Raw genomic sequence first — 18,353 nt, forward strand, 5'->3', positions numbered from 1 at the left:
GCGGCATCGCTTCATGGGGGAATGATGGATCTTTGGACCGCTGCTCAGGCGTTGATATTGGGTGTTGTAGAAGGGCTGACGGAGTTCCTGCCGATCTCCAGTACCGGGCACCAGATCATCGTCGCCGACCTGATCGATTTTGGCGGCGAACGTGCCATGGCCTTCAACATCATCATTCAGTTGGGGGCGATTCTGGCGGTGGTCTGGGAGTTTCGGCGCAAGATCCTCGACGTGGTCGTGGGGTTGCCGAAACAGCAACAGGCGCAGCGTTTCACCCTCAACCTGCTGATCGCCTTCATGCCGGCCGTGGTGCTGGGCGTGATTTTCGCCGATACCATCCACCACTACCTGTTCAATGCCATTACCGTGGCCACGGCACTGGTCGTTGGCGGGGTGATCATGCTTTGGGCCGAGCGCCGCGAACACACCGTGCGCACCGAAACCGTCGATGACATGAGCTGGAGCGATGCGCTCAAGGTAGGCTTGGTACAGTGCCTGGCGATGATTCCCGGCACCTCGCGTTCGGGTTCGACGATCATTGGTGGCCTGCTGTTCGGCCTGTCCCGCAAGGCGGCGACCGAATTCTCGTTCTTCCTGGCCATGCCGACGATGGTCGGTGCCGCAGTGTATTCGGGCTACAAGTACCGTGACATGTTTCGCCCTGACGACTTCGCGGTGTTTGCCATCGGCTTCATCACCTCGTTCATCTTCGCGATGATTGCAGTGCGCGGTTTGCTCAAGTTCATCGCCACTCACAGTTATGCGGTGTTCGCCTGGTATCGCATCGCCTTCGGCCTGCTGATCCTGGCGACCTGGCAGTTTGGCTGGATCGACTGGGCATCGGCCAAGGCATGACGGCGAGCCGCGGGTCGTCACGGCCAGCCAGCCTTGGCAGGCCGCCGGTCCGGCAATTGCGCTTGAAGATTCTGGTGCTGTTGCTGCTGTGTGCGTTGCCAGTCTACGGCTCGGCATCGCTATGGCTGAGGCAGGTCACGCCGATCCCGGCGCTGGTCCTGATCGTCATGAGCCTGCTGGCGTTCGTGCTTTACCGGCATGACAAGCGACAGGCCGGCAGTGCTGGCCAGCGCACCCCGGAGAACGTCCTGCATGGTGTCGAGCTGCTCGGCGGCTGGCCCGGCGCGCTGCTCGCGCAACAGGTGTTCCGGCACAAGACCCGCAAGGTGTCTTTTCAGGTCGTATTCTGGCTGATCGTGCTGGTGCATCAGGCGTTGTGGATTGACTGGCTGTTTTTGGGCAAGCGGCTTGTGCAGCTGTTGCCGTTATAGCGTCAGGCCGATCTGTTGCCGTTTCGGCAGCCTGCCGACCACCAACTGGTGCGAGCGGGTCAGCAGGTCGCGCAACTCATCGGCGCTCAGCGTCTGCAGATCTGCCACGCTGATCCAGTGCGCACGCGCCAGGTAGGGCGCAGGTCGTATGCCGGGGCGATCCACGTAACCCAGAAACAACTCTGGGTGGACCTTGAACGCGAGGTCCTCGCCGGCCAGGTCAATGACCGCGAACATTTTCTTTTCGGCGACGGAAAAAACCCGTACGCCGCCCCACTTGTAGTCTTCACGCGCGCCCGGCAGGTCGAGGCAGAATCTGGCGATGTCTTCCTTGTGCAGGGTCTTTTGCGGGCTCTTTGGCATGGATGCTCCCTGGGGGCGGACGGCGCACGGTAAGCTGTTCGATAGCCGCACGGATATTCGATCAGCGGATTGTATGCTGCTGCGACACTCATTAGTGTGCAGCTTTGCCTTTATCCGGAGTTTCGAATGTCTGCCGTGCAACTTGCTGATGGTCAACTGAACTACCTGCTCGAAGGCCCGGCGGGCGCGCCGGTGCTGGTCTTGTCCAATTCCCTGGGCACTGATCTGCACATGTGGGATAACCAGGTGTCTGCATTCACCCGTCACTTTCAGGTATTGCGTTACGACACCCGCGGTCATGGCAAATCGCTGGTCAGCGAGGGCAGTTACAGCATCGAGCAAAACGCTCGCGATGTGTTGGCGCTGCTTGACGCGCTGGACATCGACAAGGCTTTTTTCTGCGGCCTGTCCATGGGCGGGCTGATCGGCCAATGGCTGGCAATCAATGCGCCGCAGCGCCTGCACAAGGTCGTGCTGTGCAATACGGCCGCCAAAATCGGCAATCCCGATGTCTGGAACCCTCGCATCGAAACCGTTCTGCGTGACGGCCAGTCAGCCATGATCGCGTTGCGCGATGCCTCGATTGCGCGCTGGTTCACGCCTTCCTTCGCGGTCGCCGAACCTGCTGCGGTCGACACGGTTGTCGGCATGCTGGCACGCACCTCGCCACAGGGTTACGCGGCCAATTGCGCGGCCGTGCGCGATGCGGATTTCCGTGAACAGATCGCTTCCATCGAGCTGCCGGTGCTGGTGGTCTGTGGCACGGAGGATGCTGTAACGACCCCGGCGGACGGGCGTTTCATGGTCGAACGGATTCAGGGCTCGCAGACCATCGAGCTGCACGCGGCCCACCTGTCCAGTGTCGAGGCGGGTGAGGCATTCACTGTGCCGGTACTGGCATTTCTGACTGCCGAATAGCCGGGCGCGGTCCTAAGTCCCGGTCTTGAGACACGGGGCACGGCGTTGCATACTCCCGGCTCTGAAAACGAGGTGGCCGGGTGTTTGATCTCAACGATCTGTTTTATTTCGTCCAGGTGGTCGAGTGCCTGGGCTTTGCGCCGGCAAGCCGCAAGCTGGGGATCCCCAAGTCCAAACTCAGCCGGCGCATTGCCGGGCTTGAGGAGCGCCTGGGTGTTCGGCTGATTCACCGCTCGACCCGCACCTTCGCGGTGACCGAAAGCGGGCGTGACTATTACGCGCATTGCGTGGCCATGCTGGTCGAGGCCGAGGCTGCCGAAGAGGCCATCCTGCGTTCCAAATCCGAACCGCAGGGCAGGGTGGTGATCAGTTGTCCTCCGGCGTTGGCAGCGATGGGCTTCAACGAGACCATCGCCCGCTTCGCGGCCGAGCACCCCAAGGTTCAGATCCAGGTCGAAAGTACCAACCGACGCGTCGACCCGCTGACCGAGAACATCGACATTGCGCTGCGTGTGCGTTTTCCACCACTGGAGGACGACGGCCTGGTGGTCAAGAAGCTCGGGCACAGCGCTCAGCGTCTGGTGGCACGCGCGGACCTGGCGGCCAGGCTGTCGGCAACGCCTTCTCTAGAGGCGCTGTCGACACTGCCCAGCCTCGATATGCCCTCTTCGAATCACGAGCATCGCTGGTTGCTGGAGACGCAGCCCGGCCACTATGCCGAAATACGCCACACGCCGCGGCTCATCAGCTCGGACCTGGACATGATGCTGCAGGCCGCCTTGCAGGGAGTCGGCGTGGCACAGCTTCCCGAGCTGATTGTCAGGGAAGCCTTGCAGGACGGACGCCTGGTAGAGCTGTTCAGCGAGCATCGACCCAAGTGCGGCATCGTGCATGCTGTGTTCGCCTCGCGCCGTGGCCTGCTTCCCGCCGTCAGGGGCCTGCTGGATGCGTTCGAGACCTCGTTCAAAGAACTGAGCCTCAGTCCGGACTCACTCTATTGTTCTCTTAATAGAACGAACAGTCGCATTCAAGACCACTAATCATCTATTGCGATCAAGGATAGGATGCTCGCCACTTCATCGCTCAGTGGCGATTTTCTTAAGGGAGCTACGTTATGAAACTATTGCACCTCGACTCCAGCATCCTCGGCGATCACTCCGCTTCGCGTCAGCTGACCCATGAGGTTGTCCAGGCCTACCTGAATGCGCACGCCGACAGCCAGGTCACCTATCGCGATCTTGCCAGTGACGCGCTTGGGCATTTCTCTGCTGCCAGCCTCGCTGCGGCGGGCACGCCGGTAGAAGTCCGTGACGCCGCCCAGCAGCAGGAAGTGGCAGGCAACGAAGCCACTTTGCAGCAGTTTCTCGATTCGGACGTGCTGGTCATCGGCGCACCCATGTACAACTTCACCATTCCGACCCAGCTGAAAGCCTGGTTTGACCGGATTCTGATCGCGGGTCGCACGTTCCGTTATTCCGAAGCCGGCCCTGAAGGCCTGTGTGGCGGCAAGAAAGTCATTATCGTTTCCACCTCGGGCGGTCTGCACGCCGGACAACCCACTGGCACCGGTCACGAAGAGCTGCTCAAGACGCTGTTCGCCTTCATCGGCATCACCGACCTGCAATTCGTCCGCGCCCACGGCCTGGCGTATGGCGAAGAGCCGCGTGCCAGCGCCATGAGTGCTGCCCAGCACTACATTCAGAACGAGCTGTTCGCGGCCTGATCAAAAGCCGTCTTCACGAAACTCTACAACCTGCGCGGGGTTTTCCTGGCGGGTTGTGGAGTTTTTTTGTTTCTGATGCATGGCGATGGGCTGCGCTGAACGGCGCGTTAACGGGATACAACCTTGACAGCTTTCTTACAGGTAACGGGGTTCTTACGGGACTAGACTGGGTTTGTACGAAAAGTCGGCGAGCGAAGGTCAGGCAAGGCAAAAACAGGCGAGGAACGGCCGGGGTCGCGTTCAACCCTACGTGTTGTAAATGAGCATTCAGATTGGACTCGCATCCGAGCCTGTTTTTAACGCAGCATCACCGAGCGCAGCCACTTTACGTACAGAGCCTAGGGTTTTCGAGCATCGCCTTGTCAGGCTGGCGGGAGTATTCGCCCTCGAGAAAAAACAACGGGCAGTTTATGGCCCGGCTTGTGCACTATTTCTGTTTTCAACACTCATATCTGGGTGGGAACGGCGCGCTGGAGCATGATGCTCGACACAAGCGCTTGATGGATTGTCCGGGCGAAGTTCCGGATTTGCAAAGGTTGGGCCTTGCCATGGTACGTCTTTGTGCAGTGATGCTGGTTTTCCTGCTCGATAGCCTTGTTTCGGTGCACGCTCAGGCGGATGAAGCCTGGAGCGCGGGCTACCACCAGTTGAGTTTCCCTGATCCGCTGGATTCCCAGCCGGTGCAGGCCATCGCGTTTTACCCGTCCACCGCCGCCGAGCAAGTGAGTACCCTTCACGGCTATCGTGTCGAAGCCGGTGAAGAGGCGCCTATCGCAATGGGCCGCTTCCCCCTGTTGTTGCTGTCACACGGCAACACAGGCACTCCGCTTGCGCTGCATGACCTGGCCACTTCGCTGGCGCGCCAGGGGTTTGTGGTGGTTGCCGTGGTTCATCCTGGCGACAATGATCGCGATCACAGCCGTCTTGGCAGCCTGAGCAACCTGTACGGCCGCCCGCTGCAGATTTCCGAAGCGATCAGCACGGCCTTGCTTGACCCCTTGCTGGCCCCCTATCTCAATGCCCGGCAAGTGGGCGTGATCGGTTATTCGGCCGGTGGCGAAACCGCGCTGATTCTTGCTGGCGCGCAACCTGATCTGCAGCGTCTGCGTCAGTACTGCGCCGAGCGCCCGACAGACCGCGATGCGTGCAAGACGCAGGGCGAGCTTGTCGCAGACCGTGATGACCTTCACGCTCAGGCTGATCCACGGGTTGGCGCGCTGATGTTAATGGCCCCGCTGAGCCTGATGTTCGGCCGCCACACGCTGGGTGATGTGCACGTGCCGGTGCTGATGTACGCGGGGGATGACGATCAGTTGCTGGCGATCGACCGAAACGCAGAAGCACTGGCGCGCAAGCTGCCGCAGCCGCCCGACTACAAGTTGCTGGCCGGGGCAGGGCATTTTGTCTTCATGGCACCGTGCAGTGACGAGCAACGCGCGACTGCTCCGTTGCTGTGCAATGACCCTGATGGCGTGGACCGCGAGGATATCCATCGTAACCTGAGTGCCGAAGCGGTGCGTTTCTTCAGCGCCGCGCTCAATTCGGCCGACGATGACCGTTCAGGCATGCAGACAGCGCATCACCAGTAAGCACGCCCTTCAGGCGTTCAGCGAACTCAGAAAATCACCGAACCCGCCCCTGGCTTTCGAGTCGAGGCGGGTGCTGGTGGTGACCCTGGGGCGGCAGCTCCAGGCGATCCGTGCTCCGATCAATTCCAGTTGCCGGACCAGATGCACGTCTTCATGGCAGGTCAGGGCCGGAAATCCACCGGCGCTGATATAGGCAATCGAGCTGACACCCAGATTGGCACCATGAATGTGTCGGTGACCGTCACGGTGCTGGTAATGCTGCAGATAAGCAGCCTGCGCAGCAGCCGAGATGTCCTTGCTCCAGTCGCCGGGCGTCACCGTTCCGCACACTGCGTCGGCATCCAGCGCCAGCTGTTCGGCAAGCCAGTCACTGGCCACGGTACTGTCGCCATCGGTACACGCCAGCCAGCGTGCGCCTCGGTCGAGGAGAAACGCCGCGCCCTGTGCGCGTGCCTGCCCCACGTTGCGCGCCGAGACTTCAAGAATCATCACACCATGGGCTCGTGCGATCTCCGCCGAGCGGTCAGTGCAGCTGTCGAGCACCACCAGCACTTCCACGCATTCGCCCTTGAGGTCGGGGTGGGCAGCCGCCTGCTTTATCGTTTCGAGACACAAGTCGAGTAACTGCTCTTCATTGTGCACCGGGATCAGAATGCCGATCATCGGAGAATTCCTGTTCTGCTACGGAGGTTCCATCACGACTCCACAGGTCCAGCAGGAAATCCTGTTCGTGATGACTGAAAAGTCGGTGCATGGACAATCGTGCAGCAAGGATGTCGTGGACCGCCTGGGCGTTCAGCGGGCAGCCTTCGATATCGGGCCGCCAATGACAGGCGAGCAACTGGCCGTCCGGTGACAGGGCCGCCAGTGCGCGGTCGATCAGGCCGTGCAGGTCGTCGGCGTCCAGGTAATAACCCATCTCGCTGAAGACGATCAGGTCGAATTCGCCTTGCGGCCATTGCTGTGGCAAACGCGCCTGTAACACTCTGGCATGGGGCAAGTCGGCCAGACGCTTGCGTGCCAGGTCCACAGCCAGGTTAGAGGTGTCGCAGCACACCAGCGCGTCGCAGCGCCCGGCAAGATCGGCACTGAGTTCGCCATTGGCGCAGCCGGGTTCGAATATCGAACGGTAGCGCTCGCGGGGCAGGGCGGCCAGGGTCAGTGCGCGCTTGCGCCGTTCGTACCAGCGTTGCTTGAATGCCCACGGGTCATCGTTGTTGAGAAACAGCTCATTGAAATAACTGTCCTCGACGCTCATGTGAACACCACTTCAAAGGGGCGCAGCAGTCTTTCCAACACTGCAGCCGGCAAAACCGGCGAAAGACCGATTGCCGGATCACCCTGCAGCTGGCTGGTGAACGCTTGGGCGGCGTTGCGTTTGTGGGCCAGGGTCACCGGATCGAGCAGCAGCTTGCGCGCTCTGTCCCATGGCAGACGTTCATCTTCGGGGTCGGCCCAGTGCCAGGCCCAGACCGGTACTTCGTAAAACTGTGCTCCGGTCGTCGCGCAGGCTTTTGCACTGGCTCTGCCGACCGCTTCATGGTCGCTGTGGCCATCTTCTGCCCAGGTGGCGAACACCACGTCCGCAGGGCCCAGATGCTGTTCGAGAAAGGCCACCAGCCGTTCCTCCGACTCGGCCACGGCGCCATCCTGAAAGCCGCAACGCAACCATTCGAGGCCCTCGGCAGGTATACCGAGACGATCCAAGGCTTCGGCACTTTCCTCGGGCCGGGCTCTGGACAGACGATCGACAGGCCACAGGGTGGAGCCTGGATGGCTGGCTGTACCATCGGTGACCGAGATCAGTAACAGGCTGCGCTCCAGTTGTGCCAGTTGGCTCATCAGTCCGCCACAGGCCAGTACTTCATCATCCGGATGCGGGGCGATGATCACGGCTCGGCAATTGGTCGGCACCAGCAAGTCGGCAGTGATCGCTGGCAAGCCGTTCAGCCTGACCGAAGCATTCCAGGCAGCAAGGGATGTCCCCTGGCCGGACTCGTCATCACTCACTACGAACCCTTCGCTCATGCTCTATACGCTCTCATAGTGACCACGTCCGTGCAGCGGGCAACGCCTTGCCGACTGATTGGCCCAATGCTGCCAGGTCCTGTTCGGCGTGGCTCTGACGCAGGAAAACCGGCAGGTCGGTGATCAACCGGGCAAAGTGCGGATCTTTGCAATAAGGCCCGGCGCCGACGGCCCGGCCCACATGCTGGATGACCAGATCGGCAGCTTGTTCGACATAGGCGCGGCAACGTCTGGCAAGCATCTCTGCATCGTCGGCCGGCGCTTGATCCAGGTGCGCGGCAGCTGCGCGCAGCACCTCGATTGCGGCATGCAGCGCCACGTCCGCAGCGCCAAGGTGCGCGAGGGCGTGCGGCTCCTCGCGCTTGCCGACATGGGCCAGCAGGCGCTGCGCGATGGCGCGGGATGCGCCGTACCAGCAGGCCGCAATGCCGATGCCGCCCTGCCAGAAGCCAGCTCTGTCGAGATAGCCACCCGGCGCACCGATCGCTTGACCGACGGCATTGTCGAAAACCACATCGATGCTGCCGGTAGCACCCATGCCCACTGCGCGCCAGCCGTCGCCGGTCATGTGTACGCCGGGCTGGTCAAGGCGCACTGCAATCAGTTGCTGCCGATGCTCGGCGTCCCATGCCGTTATCAATGCATGGCTCAACGCCGAAGCGCCCGAGCACCATGCCTTGCGGCCGTGCAGGCGAAGTGCATCGCCAGCGCCGCTGATATTCACCCGTGCCTGTGGCGGCTCTGCCGCCCACATGCCCCAGGTGCTGAATTGTTCGGGGGGCGGGGCACCCAGTTCCGCCATGATCGCCAAGGCGTCCGTGTGCCCCTCGTACAACTTGCACAACCCCAGGTCGTGGCCTGCAACGCAGGCCAGCGCNGTGTCTGACCGCGGGCAGGCAGGGGAAGCTGATCCAGACCTTCGTTGACCAATGCCTGCAAGCACTCGCCCAGCGCACGCGTATCGGCATAACCGTGCTTGCGCCAGTCGAGAAACTCACTCAAGGCATCGATCATTGCTGGTCTTCACGCTTCAGTTCGAACAGCAACAGCGAACGCGGCGTCACGGTGTATTCCGAACCGAACGCAAAGTGCTCCTTATTGCGTGCATCATCCTGATTGGTGTCGATCAGGCACTCGTAATGGGTACCTTCAGGCACTTCCGGCAGGGTGAAGTTGACACCGTCATGATGCGCGTTGACCACCAGCAACAGCGTCGCGTCGGCACCCGCGCGACGGATACCGGTTTCCTGTGCACGACCATCCATCAGCATGCCCAGGCACCGGCCATTGGCATCGTGCCACTGCTCGACGCTCATCTCGTTGCCATCCGGAGCGAGCCAAGTCACATCCTTGACGCCGATTTCCTCGTTGTAGTCGCCTACCAGAAAGCGGCTGCGACGCAGGATCGGGTAGGTCTGACGCAGCTTGATCACGCGGGTGACGAACTTGAGCAGCGCTTCGCCATCTTCGTCCAGATCCCAGTTGATCCAGCCAATCTCGCTGTCCTGGCAGTAGGCATTGTTGTTGCCGTGCTGGGTACGCGCGAATTCATCGCCCGCAACGATCATCGGCGTGCCTTGTGCCAGCAGCAGGGTGGCGAAGAAGTTGCGCATCTGACGCAGACGCAGGCTGTTGATTTCCGCATCTTCGGTCGGACCTTCGACGCCATGGTTCCAGGACAGGTTGTTGTTGCTGCCGTCCTGGTTGTTTTCGTCGTTGGCTTCGTTGTGCTTGTCGTTGTATGACACCAGGTCATGCAGCGTGAAACCATCGTGCGCGGTGATGAAGTTCACGGACGCCTGCGGACGACGGCCACGCTGATTGAACATGTTGCCGGAGGCGGTCATGCGCGCAGCGAAATCTGCCAGTTGGCCTTCGTCACCTTTCCAGAAGGCACGAACGGTGTCGCGGAACTTGTCGTTCCATTCCATCCAGCCTGGCGGGAAACCGCCCACCTGGTAACCGCCCGGACCGCAATCCCAAGGCTCGGCGACCAGTTTGACCTGACGCAGCACCGGGTCCTGACGACAGGCGACCAGGAAGCTGTGGCGCTCGTCGAAACCGTCGTGGTAGCGGCCCAGAATGGTCGCCAGGTCGAAGCGGAAACCGTCGACGTGCATTTCCGAAGCCCAGTAACGCAGGGAGTCGGTGACCATTTGCAATACGCAAGGGTGGCTCAGGTCGAGGGTGTTGCCGGTGCCCGAGTCGTTGATGTAATAGCGCTTGTCGTCAGGCATCAGCCGGTAGTACGAGGCGTTGTCGATACCGCGCATCGACAGGGTAGGACCCATCTCGTTGCCTTCTGCGGTGTGGTTGTAGACCACATCGAGGATGACCTCGAGGCCCGCGTGATGCAGGTGCGCAACCATCTCCTTGAACTCGGCAATCTTGCCGCTCGCCAGATAACGCGGGTCCGGGGCGAAAAACGCGATGCTGTTGTATCCCCAGTAGTTGGTCATGCCTTTCTGCAGCAAATGCTGATCGTTGACGAAGGCATGGATCGGCAGCAGCTCGACGGAGGTCACACCCAGCTTGCGAATGTGCTCGACGACCGGCGCTGATCCCAGACCGGCAAACGTGCCGCGCAGCTCTTCGGCCACCTCAGGGTGACGCATGGTGATGCCGCGTACGTGGGTTTCGTAGAAAATCGTCTTGTCCCAAGGCGTACCAACGCGCTGATCACGGCCCCAGGTGTAGGCCTCGTCGATCACTTTGCTTTTCGGTACGAAAGGGGCGCTGTCGCGTTCGTCGAAGCTCAGGTCGCCGTCAGGATGGCCGATGGTGTAACCGAACAGCGCTTCCGACCACTTCAGTTCGCCGACCAGTTGTTTGGCGTACGGGTCGATCAGCAGCTTGTTATGGTTGAAACGATGACCATTCTTCGGATCGTACGGACCGTACACGCGGTAACCGTAGATCAGGCCCGGGTGCGCGTCCGGCAGGTAGCCGTGGTAAATCTCGTCGGTGTATTCCGGAAGTTCGATGCGTTCCAGTTCGATTTCGCCGGTGGAGTCGAACAGGCACAGTTCTACCTTGGTGGCGTTGGCCGAGAACAGGGCGAAGTTGACGCCCAGGCCATCCCAGCTTGCACCGAGAGGAAAGGGAAGTCCTTCACGAATGCGAGACGGGGTACTGCCAGGGTTGTCTAGCGGGGCCGAATTATCTTCTGCCGGTGTAGTGGACTTCGTATTCATGATGACTTCCTGACGTCGAATGATTTTCTGAGCGGCCAAGACCGCTATCGAAGCCGCAGGCTCCGATACTGACGATAATCTAAGGGGGTGTAGCAGGCCTCATCTCTGGTCAGAGCGAGACCTGCAATAACTGACCGGTGCGCGGCCAGAAGAGTTTCAAGAATTCGACGGCTTGCGCGGCTTCTTCGGAGCAGGCTTGGCAGGAGCCTCTTTGGCAGGGGCGTCGGTTGCAGCGGCTGCAGCGGGCTTGGCCTTGGGTGCAGGTTTGGCGGCCGCCTTGGGAGCAGGCTTGGGCTTGGCTTCACCGGCAGGCTTTGACGCAGGCGCCGATTTCGCTGCGGGCTTGGCTGCGCCTTTAGCCGGGGCCTTGGCGCTGTCTACCTCAGGCAGCTTGGGCTTGGTCGATTTGCGTACGCTGGACTTGTTCGGCGCCAGCGCTTCGGCTTCGGCCAGCTTGCGCGCCATTTCCCAGTGACGCTCGTCGTGACCGGAGGGTTTGCCCTCCGATTCCCAGATTTGGTAAGCAAAGTCGCGAATTCTTTTTTCGTCGGCACTCATCTTGAGACTCCCAGCTATTACATAGTTTGAATAAGCAGATTGACGGAAAATCTTTCAAGCGCTGCACTGAGCGGTACTTCCCGATCACTCGTCACGACAACGTCAGAAAAGAGTCCCTTCCAGTCAGAACCGGAGTCGGCAAACGGCAATATGATCCGCGTGTCGCCCCAATTGGCAGCATTAATCAATGGAGTTTGCGCAGTACCCAATAGTTCACTGCATGTGCGTGGTACTACGATGATAGCGCGCACTCCTTGCGTCTCCCGGGCAAAGGCCATCACCTGCTCGGCGTGACTGCCCTTTATTTCCAGAGGTTGATAACTGCCCTCGCTGAACAATACCGGATGTTCGGCGCGCAGGTTCAAGACCTTCGCGATCAGAGCCTGCTTGATGCGTCCGTCCTTCCAGTCAGTCAGCAGCTCGGCAACGCTTGCGTCTTCGGCCAGGGCCTGTTTCCGTGCAGCGTAGTCAACCGGGCGACGGTTGTCCGGGTCCACCAGGCTGAAATCCCAGAACTCGGTGCCCTGATACAAATCGGGAACACCGGGTACGCTCAAGCGTAGCAAGGTTTGCGCCAGGCTGTTGAGCGCGCCTGCGGTGGCAATACGGTTGGCCGTCGCACTGAGGGATTGGCGCAACGCCAAGGCTTCCGGTGCCAGCAGCAAACGCTCCAGAAATTCGCGGCAAGCGGTTTCGTAGGGCTGATTCGGTGCACTCCAGCTACTTTGCAGCTTGGCTTCGCGCAGGGCTTTCTCTTGCCACTGGACCATGCGTTTCGCGTATTCCTGGTGAGCTTCTTCACCCTCCAGGCTCAGCGGCCAGCTGCCCAGCAAGGCCTGGTAAAGCATCAGCTCGTCGCCGGCACTGATGGTCGGCTCGTCACCCTTGAGCGGCATTGCCAGCTGTCTCCAGCGCTCAACCTGTTCGGCGTACCACGGGGCGCACTCACTCAGGACCGCAAGACGTGTACGCGTATCTTCACCGCGCTTGTGATCGTGTGTTGCAGTGGTCAGCAGGTTGTCCGGAAACTTCTCCAGACGCTGCAGGCAGACCTGATGGAAGTCATCTACCGGCGCACTGAAGTGCTGCGGATGAAAACCCACATCGTTGCGCGAGAGCAGCACGGCAGAGCGGTAGAACGACGTGTCTTCGACTGACTTGGCGGCAACCGGGGAGGTCAGTTGCTGGAAGCGTACGCAGGCATTCTTGTAAAGCTTGCGCAGCGGGCCGCGTGGCAGTTTTCGCCACGGTTCGCCACCGAGCCAGCGTGCCAGGTAATCCAGCACTGGCCAGTCGCCTTCGTTCAGCGTCGCACGCGCGCCTTCCATTGCCTGCTGGAAATACTTGTCGTCCTGCGCCGAACGGCCGCATACCGAGATGTAGGTACGATAAATCGGGAAATTGACGATCAGCGCGAGCAGGGCACGGCGAATTGCACCCAGGGTCAGGTCGCGACTCATCAGGTCGCTGCGAGCAATCTGCAACAACGATTGGGCAACGTTCTCGAAATCGCCCGCCAGTGTGCCGTGCAGGACCAGATCCCGGGCCACCAGCACTTCCTGATCGAAGTCGGCGGTACGCTCGGTCAGGCGGCTCCACAGCTCACCCAGAGGCTCTTCGCCCTTGGGGTCGTGTTGCAGCAATGACACCTGATTCATGAACTCGTAACCCGTCGTGCCGTCAACGCTCCAGTCTTCACGCAGCGGCTCGTCGGGGCCGAGAATTTTCTCGACGAAGATCGGCAGATGATCGATCTGTGCATGCTCGGGACGCAGCTTGAGCAAGCTCTTAACCCGGCGGTGCAGCTTGCGACCGTAGCCGCGCGGGTCCGCCAGACCATCGATGTGGTCGATACGCAGCCCGTCGACCAGGCCGTCGGCAATCAGCTGGAATATTTTTCCGTGGGTCGCCTCGAACACCTGTGGCCGCTCGACACGCAGGCCGCCCAGCTCGTTGATGTCGAAGAAACGCCGCCAGTTGATGTCATCGCCAGCGGTGCGCCAGCTGGCCAGACGGTAGTGCTGACGCTCCAGCAACCGGTGCAGGCGCTGGAAGCCTTCCGGCTTGCTCGAATCGAAATGCGCGAGAATCTGCTCAATACCCTTGAGTACCTGCGGGTCCTTGGCCAGTTCGGCCAACTCGGTCCTGGCCTGGCGCGCGCGCTCATAAGCTTGCGGGAACTGCGCCAGAGCGGTGAAACGCTGGGCCATTTCCTTGAGTTGCGGGTGATCCACGGCCTGCAACAATGAGTCGTAGGTCAGTGGGCAGATCGGAAAGTGATGCTGATAGTGCTCGATGTAAAACGAGCCATGCTCGGCATCGAAGCGCAGCGGAATTTCACCGGCCTGCAATACCGTGCCGTAATCACTGCTCAGGAATGGCAGCAACAGCTGGCCTTCCAGCAGCGGGTCCGGCGAATTCCATTGGATGTCGAAGAACTCTGCATACGGGCTGCGACGGCCCCATTCGAGCAGGTCCAGCCACCATGGGTTGTCGGCACCGCCGACCGCCATATGGTTGGACACGATGTCGAGAATCAGCCCCATGCCGTGCTCGCGAAGGGTCTCGACCAGGCGCAGCAGGGCAGGCTCGCCGCCCAGTTCCGGGTTGATGACCGTGGGATCAACGACATCGTAGCCGTGCATCGAGCCGGCACGGGCTTTGAGCAGCGGTGACGCGTAGACGTGGCTGATACCCAGGCTGGCGAAGTAGGGCACCAGTGGCACAGCGTCGTTGAGAGTAAAATCCTTGTGGAATTGCAGGCGCTGGGTGGCGCGCAAAGGCTGTAATGGACGGGTCATTGATCACGCTCCGTAGCCTGCAGCCGGGATCGGGAAAGCAATTCCAGTCGTCGAGCAGCATTCGGGTTATCAAGCAGAGAGGCCGCATCGCCGGGAAGACGTCTGCGCCAGTTGGGGTGGCTGTCAATGGTGCCGGGCAGGTTGGCCTGCTCTTCGACACCCAGGGCGTCTTCTATCGGCAGCAAGACCAATGGCGCACGTGTATGGCCAAGGTAGCTGATGCTCGCGTCGATGATCTGGGCCGGGTCTTCAGTACCGGAGGGCATACTGTCGATGTTCTGGCTCAAGGCACGCCGCAGGCTTTCATATTCCCGCGTGCGCTCTTCGCGCCACTGCGATTCATGCTGATCGTCAATGTGACCGAGGCGCGCGTTCCACTCGATATCCAGCTCGCTGAGCCAGCCTGCGAGGGTAGGCAGGTCGTGGGTACTGGTGGTCGCCAGCGCTTGATCCGACCAGTCGAGAATCGGCTTGAACTGACCGTTGTTTTGTTCGAACAGCAGTACGCGCATGCCAAGAATCGCCCTGGCACTGAGTTTTTCGCTCAGGCCTTCAGGCACCGTACCAAGGTCTTCACCCAGCACGATCGCCTTGTGCCGCCAGGATTCCAGGCTCAGCAGGCGAAGCATGTCGTCTAGCGGGAAATTAAGGTACGCGCCTTCGCTGGGAGGCGCCCCCTGCGGGATGACCCACAGGCGCTGCAAGCCCATGACATGGTCGATACGCAAGCCGCCGGCATGGGCGAAGTTGGCCCGCAGCATCTCGATGAACGCACGAAAACCGTTGCGCTTGAGGCCGTCCGGTGAAAACGCGGAAATCCCCCAGCTTTGGCCAGCACGGTTGAGAATGTCGGGTGGTGCGCCGACGGTCAGGGCTGACAGCAGCTCGTCCTGGCGGCTCCAGGCCTGGCTTCCGGCGCCATCGGCACCCACGGCCAGATCGGCAATCAGGCCGACGCGCATGCCGCTGCTGCGTGCTGCCACCTGCGCGCGCTCCAGACCACGGGCTATGAGCCATTGGGCGAACGCATGAAAGCTGATTTGCTCGCTATGGTTTTTGGCAAACTCTGCGACGGCTTCACCGCGAGGGTCTTTGAACTGTTCCGGCCATTCATGCCAGTTGTTACCGATGTTCAGTGTTTCGGATTCGGCACACAGCGCTTCGAAGCGGCAGTGATTTTCCAGCGCTTCACCACCGCTGTGGCGGAAGCTGTTGAAGTCTTCGTGCAGTGGGTGATCACCCGCACTGAAGCCCTCATAAAGCGCGTGAAGCGCTTTCCATTTGGCATTGGCCGCAGCTGGCCAGTCGATCAGCGTCTGTGTTTCAAGACGCTTCATCTCGTCGCCGACACGCGCGTCTTCGATTGCCTGACGCCACGCACTTTCACCGAGAATCGCACCCGGCGACGCATACAGGCTGTTGAGAAACAGCCTGCTGGAAGGTGAATAAGGGCTGTAACGGTGAGGGTCGTTGGCGAACATGGCGTGGATCGGGCTGATGCCCAACGCGTCGGCACCTCGTTCCCCGGCAGAGCGCAAGACCTTCTCCAGTGCCTCGGTGTCACCAAAACCGCCATCACCTTCACGGCGCAAGCTGTAGAGCTGAGCGGTCAGTCCCCAGCCGTGCGGCTTCGAGGTGTCGGTCGCCATTGCCATGCTGAAGCAGGTTTTCGGTGCGACCGCGATGGTCAGGTGCTGGCCGGCAATTTCCAGCTGTTGGTAGCCGGGCGGGGCAAGTGCCGGAAGCTCTGCACTGGAGGTCAGTCTGGCATCCAGTGAAGAGCCGTCTTCGAGGTGAAGCGTAAACGGCGTTTGTGGAGCAAACCATTGCGACAGGTCCAGGTTGCTTTCTACATCGACCGTCAGCAGCGGCGGGGCAGTGGTGCCGTGACTGGCCTTTTGCAGGCGCAGCAGGCTGGCATCGATAGCCTCGCCGTTTTCAGCCGGATAGCCCAGCGCCTCCAATACCTTGCGCAGCACATCAGGGCTGACGGTCTGCGGTCGAGCGTTGGCATCGACCCAGTGAACCGACAATCCTGCCTCGGTTGCAAGCCTCTCCAATTGCTCATTGTTCATCCTGTTCCTCCAGAACATCGCTTGCTTTCAGGCTGACAATGGCCGTGTAAGCATTGAGGATGCCGCGTGGGGAAAGTTCGGACGATTTTTCGGCACTGGAGAATATCTCGCGGGCACCCGTTTGCGGCGGTGCGTCGACCGCGTGCTCACTGAGATTGAGATCAATGCGCAGTTCGCTGCCATCACCCAGCGTCCAGCGCGCACTGACCGCCTTGTCACCAAGAATATCGGTCTTCAGGAAGCGTGCACCCTGCAGGCGCGGCATGATTTCCTTGTGCCGCAAGGCCAGCAACTGCGTGTAGAACTCCAGCCAGCTGCGATGATCAAGGCCTATGTCGGTGTCGAGATCGACCGCGGAAAACGCCGGGCGCGACGCTTCGAACGTCTTGATGTCATTGGGATCAGGGATGTGCTCGCGCTTTTCCGGGTCGGCAAACGCGGCGAAATCAGCGAACTCCTTGCGACGTCCTTCACGTACCGCATCGGCCAGTTCGCCGTGGTGGCTGGTGAAGAACAGAAACGGCTCGCTGGCCGCCCATTCATCGCCCATGAACATCAACGGGATCATCGGTGAAAGCAGCAACAGGGCGGTGGCGGCCTTCAATGCAGCAGGCGCGCAGAGCTGCGGGAGGCGTTCACCGAGTGCGCGGTTGCCGATCTGATCGTGGTTCTGCAGAAACAGCACAAAGGCCGACGGCGGCAGATGCGCGCTGGGCTCGCCTCGCGTGTGCCCATGACGCGTCGGTTCGCCTTGGTAGACAAACCCCTCGCTGAGCAGGCGCGCAAGCTTCTGCGTCGGCTCTTTGGCAAAGTCGGAATAGTAGGCGTCGGTTTCACCGGTCAACAGCACGTGGAGGGTGTTGTGACCGTCGTCGTCCCATTGTGCATCGAAGCCTTTTTCCAGAAGACTGGCCTGGTTGAACTCGTTCTCAAGGTTCAGCCACACGTGCCTGCCCGGTTCAATGCGCCCGCGAACCCGCTCAGCAAACTCCGGCAGGAAGGTCTTGTCGCGAATGGCGTGCACCGCGTCCATGCGCAGGCCGTCGAAGCGATACTCGAGCAGCCACATCAGGGCGTTATCGACGAAAAAGTCGCGCACCTGCGGGCGCCTGAAGTCGATCGCATCGCCCCATGGGGTGTGCAGGTCGCTGCGGAAAAACTCCTTGGCGTAACTGCCCAGGTAGTTGCCGTCCGGGCCGAAGTGGTTGTACACCACGTCCAGAATCACCATCAGGCCAAGACCGTGAGCGGTGTCGATCAGTTGCTTGAGCTGTTCAGGCGTGCCGTAGGAGGATTGCGGAGCATAATGAAGAACGCCGTCGTAGCCCCAGTTGCGATCACCGGGGAACTGCGCAAGCGGCATCAGTTCGATCGCAGTAACACCCAGTTTGGCGAGTCGCGGCAGGTGCTTTTCCACGCCAGCGTAGCCGCCCATGGCGCCCACGTGCAGTTCATAGATCACCGCTTCATGCCATGGACGTCCGTTCCATGCAGTGTTTTGCCATGAATAAGCGTCAGGGTCGACTACAAGGCTTTCAGAGTGAACGTCATCGAGCTGTGCGCGGGAGGCGGGGTCAGGAACGTCCAGTTCGTGGTCGATCCTGAAGCGGTAGCGAGTACCCGCCTTGCAGCGGGCCTCAAGGACGAACCAGCCGTCGGACTGAGGCAGCATGGCCAATGACTGGCCATCCTGCAGTTCGACATTTACGAAGGAGGCATCCGGTGCCCAGAGGGCAAACCGGGTGTGTTCAGGGTCCAACAAAACGGCGCCGTGGCGCCAGTTATCGTCTGTACGCAGGGGCATCCATTAAATCCTTA

At 60.7% G+C, this 18,353-nt stretch carries 15 protein-coding genes and 1 pseudogene; 6 read left to right on the forward strand and 10 right to left on the reverse strand.

The genetic code is table 11. The features are described 5' to 3' along the window. Window positions 1-24 precede the first annotated feature (24 nt). The gene (locus AO388_RS24690) at window positions 25-855 is read left to right on the forward strand and encodes an undecaprenyl-diphosphate phosphatase (RefSeq protein ID WP_004413791.1); all 831 of its coding nucleotides are present in this window, start codon (window positions 25-27) and stop codon (window positions 853-855) included. Beyond that, window positions 852-1,286 (forward strand): DUF1294 domain-containing protein, encoded by a 435-nt coding sequence (locus AO388_RS24695; protein ID WP_032609763.1) that lies wholly within the window; start codon window positions 852-854, stop codon window positions 1,284-1,286. Before AO388_RS24690 ends, AO388_RS24695 begins: the two co-directional genes overlap by 4 nt. Here AO388_RS24695 and AO388_RS24700 read toward each other — a convergent pair. Next, window positions 1,281-1,649 carry an MmcQ/YjbR family DNA-binding protein gene (locus tag AO388_RS24700; protein WP_058417351.1) on the reverse strand — a complete coding sequence of 123 codons (369 nt, stop codon included), beginning with the start codon at window positions 1,647-1,649 and terminating at the stop codon, window positions 1,281-1,283. The genes AO388_RS24695 and AO388_RS24700 overlap by 6 nt on opposite strands. A gap of 126 nt (window positions 1,650-1,775) precedes the next feature. Between AO388_RS24700 and pcaD the strand changes: the two genes are divergently transcribed. The 4 genes from pcaD to AO388_RS24720 all read left to right on the forward strand — a co-directional run bounded on the left by pcaD (window position 1,776) and on the right by AO388_RS24720 (window position 5,879). Beyond that, entirely contained in the window at window positions 1,776-2,567 is a 792-nt protein-coding gene (gene pcaD, locus AO388_RS24705; protein ID WP_003364505.1) for a 3-oxoadipate enol-lactonase, read from the forward strand. An 80-nt stretch (window positions 2,568-2,647) separates the two neighbouring features. Further along, window positions 2,648-3,607, forward strand: a complete 960-nt coding sequence (locus AO388_RS24710; protein WP_003364502.1) for a LysR family transcriptional regulator — start codon at window positions 2,648-2,650, stop codon at window positions 3,605-3,607. Window positions 3,608-3,681: 74 nt separating this feature from the next. Beyond that, window positions 3,682-4,290 (forward strand): FMN-dependent NADH-azoreductase, encoded by a 609-nt coding sequence (locus AO388_RS24715; protein ID WP_003364501.1) that lies wholly within the window; start codon window positions 3,682-3,684, stop codon window positions 4,288-4,290. A gap of 548 nt (window positions 4,291-4,838) precedes the next feature. Continuing rightward, a complete protein-coding gene (locus tag AO388_RS24720) occupies window positions 4,839-5,879 on the forward strand; it encodes an alpha/beta hydrolase family protein (protein ID WP_004413784.1) in 1,041 nt (346 codons plus the stop codon). Window positions 5,880-5,888: 9 nt separating this feature from the next. Here the strand turns inward: AO388_RS24720 and AO388_RS24725 are convergent, their stop codons facing one another. From AO388_RS24725 to treZ, 9 genes and pseudogenes are all read right to left on the reverse strand, one after another. After that, on the reverse strand, window positions 5,889-6,542 hold the full coding sequence (locus AO388_RS24725) for a glycosyltransferase (protein WP_003364497.1): 654 nt from the start codon (window positions 6,540-6,542) through the stop codon (window positions 5,889-5,891). Continuing rightward, on the reverse strand, window positions 6,511-7,137 hold the full coding sequence (locus tag AO388_RS24730) for a class I SAM-dependent methyltransferase (RefSeq protein ID WP_003364496.1): 627 nt from the start codon (window positions 7,135-7,137) through the stop codon (window positions 6,511-6,513). The genes AO388_RS24725 and AO388_RS24730 overlap by 32 nt, the downstream gene beginning before the upstream one ends. Continuing rightward, the gene (locus tag AO388_RS24735) at window positions 7,134-7,907 is read right to left on the reverse strand and encodes a PIG-L deacetylase family protein (protein WP_054081016.1); all 774 of its coding nucleotides are present in this window, start codon (window positions 7,905-7,907) and stop codon (window positions 7,134-7,136) included. The genes AO388_RS24730 and AO388_RS24735 overlap by 4 nt, the downstream gene beginning before the upstream one ends. 13 nt (window positions 7,908-7,920) lie before the next feature. Continuing rightward, window positions 7,921-8,921 (reverse strand): annotated as a pseudogene (locus AO388_RS24740) (acyl-CoA dehydrogenase). Beyond that, a complete protein-coding gene (gene glgX / locus AO388_RS24745) occupies window positions 8,918-11,101 on the reverse strand; it encodes a glycogen debranching protein GlgX (RefSeq protein WP_004413777.1) in 2,184 nt (727 codons plus the stop codon). Before glgX ends, AO388_RS24740 begins: the two are co-directional and overlap by 4 nt. A gap of 156 nt (window positions 11,102-11,257) precedes the next feature. Further along, window positions 11,258-11,659, reverse strand: a complete 402-nt coding sequence (locus tag AO388_RS24750) for a DUF2934 domain-containing protein (RefSeq protein ID WP_058417352.1) — start codon at window positions 11,657-11,659, stop codon at window positions 11,258-11,260. A 17-nt stretch (window positions 11,660-11,676) separates the two neighbouring features. Next, complete coding sequence (locus AO388_RS24755) at window positions 11,677-14,460, reverse strand: malto-oligosyltrehalose synthase (protein ID WP_058417353.1); 2,784 nt, start codon at window positions 14,458-14,460, stop codon at window positions 11,677-11,679. Then, on the reverse strand, window positions 14,457-16,535 hold the full coding sequence (malQ, locus tag AO388_RS24760; protein WP_058417354.1) for a 4-alpha-glucanotransferase: 2,079 nt from the start codon (window positions 16,533-16,535) through the stop codon (window positions 14,457-14,459). Before malQ ends, AO388_RS24755 begins: the two co-directional genes overlap by 4 nt. Continuing rightward, the gene (treZ, locus tag AO388_RS24765) at window positions 16,525-18,339 is read right to left on the reverse strand and encodes a malto-oligosyltrehalose trehalohydrolase (protein WP_004413771.1); all 1,815 of its coding nucleotides are present in this window, start codon (window positions 18,337-18,339) and stop codon (window positions 16,525-16,527) included. Before treZ ends, malQ begins: the two co-directional genes overlap by 11 nt. Window positions 18,340-18,353: the final 14 nt, after the last annotated feature.

Origin of the sequence: Pseudomonas sp. ICMP 10191, assembly GCF_001467335.1 — a bacterium.
GTDB lineage: Bacteria > Pseudomonadota > Gammaproteobacteria > Pseudomonadales > Pseudomonadaceae > Aquipseudomonas > Aquipseudomonas cerasi.